Origin of the sequence: Streptomyces sp. E2N166, from assembly GCF_003671715.1 — a bacterium.
Classification (GTDB): Bacteria; Actinomycetota; Actinomycetes; order Streptomycetales; family Streptomycetaceae; genus Streptomyces; species Streptomyces thinghirensis.
The window spans coordinates 1,293,531-1,294,714 of record NZ_RAIF01000006.1; the positions used below are offsets into that span (position 1 = coordinate 1,293,531).

Annotated in this window: 1 protein-coding gene and 1 pseudogene; both read right to left on the reverse strand. The window is 76.3% G+C overall.

What is annotated here, in order from left to right:
* Positions 1 to 551 (reverse strand): annotated as a pseudogene (locus EBH09_RS06275) (aminoglycoside phosphotransferase family protein); the annotation flags it as partial.
* A gap of 178 nt (positions 552 to 729) precedes the next feature.
* On the reverse strand, positions 730 to 912 hold the full coding sequence (locus tag EBH09_RS06280; RefSeq protein ID WP_121745953.1) for a hypothetical protein: 183 nt from the start codon (positions 910 to 912) through the stop codon (positions 730 to 732).
* Positions 913 to 1,184: the final 272 nt, after the last annotated feature.

Consider the following 1,184-nt stretch of genomic DNA (forward strand, 5'->3'; position numbering starts at 1 on the left):
ATGGCGGCCTCCCCGCGGGCCCAGGCGGGGAGGGTGGCCCAGGCCTGCAGCACGGGGGCGGTGGCGGGGTGGAGCGGGGCGGCGGTCCGGAGGCGGGCGACGGCTTGCGCCGCCTTCGCGGGGCCGCGCATGGGAGGTACGGCGATGGGGGCCGGAGTCCGGTGGAGGCGGGCGGCGAGGGTGGCCGCGGCCTCCCAGGGCGCCGCGTCCGGGTCCTCCGGGTCCACGGGGGTGCCGTACGGCCAGGACGTGACGAGCCGACCGTGCAGCGCGACGGGCGTCGGGTCGAGCGGGGGCAGGAGGATGCCGGGGAGGCGGGCGGCGACGGTGACGCGGAGGGCCAGCTCGGCGGGGTCGGCGTCCGCCGCGTGAGCCTTGGCGACGATGCCGGCGTGCCGGACGACGGTGGCGTCGGGGCGGTCGGCCAGGGTGGCGCCGGCGAGGGGGGTACCGCCGAGGGGGGTGCCGCCGCAGGGGCAGTCCGGGAGCCCGGCGTGGGCCCTCTCCCTGACGCGGGCCGTCAGGGCGGGCAGGAGGTGGTCCGTTGTCACGGGCTGAGGGTACGCAGGCGGACGTCCGCCGCCGCCCCTCGGCCCCGGAGGCAAAAGCAATGCCGGCGCAGCTCCCCAGCTGCGCCGGCATTTTGCCGTCCGCCGCACCCCCGTCCCCACGGGGTTTCATGGATGGATGTCCCCGCCCGGACCGCTCTTCCGGGCCTGGGGTCGCCGCTCAGCGCCCCAGCATCACACCCACGGACGACGCCTGTGTGGCCACTGTCTCCCACCCGTCGAAGACGAGGAGGAGCAGGGCCGCCAGGGGCAGGGCCATGAGCGTCGCCACCGCGGGGTGGCGTCGTCCCTGACGGCGGCTTCGCCGCGTGCGGACCAGCGTCCGCGGTACCGTCTGGGCCATGGTCCCTCTCCTGACCGATTCCGTTGTCTTTTGGCAGCGGCGGGCGTCTGACCTCGGGGGACGAGTGCTGCACCCGCCGCTTGACCTCAAATCTAGGCGTCCGGCGCCCGCCGGGCGTCATGCCCTCGTACCGATTGCCGGGCCTCCCGGAGGATGAGCCATGACCAGCGGTGTACTCCCCTGGGTGGAGACCGGGCCCCGGCTCTCGGGGTCTTCCCGGAGGGGGAGCCCGCCGTGCCCCGGTATCTCCGCGCCGCCCGGTGACTTCGCTC

Coding starts and splice junctions, on each gene's coding strand:
- EBH09_RS06280 (WP_121745953.1), bottom strand. CDS start 912: ATGGCCCAGACGGTACCGCGGACGCTGGTCCGCACGCGGCGAAGCCGC.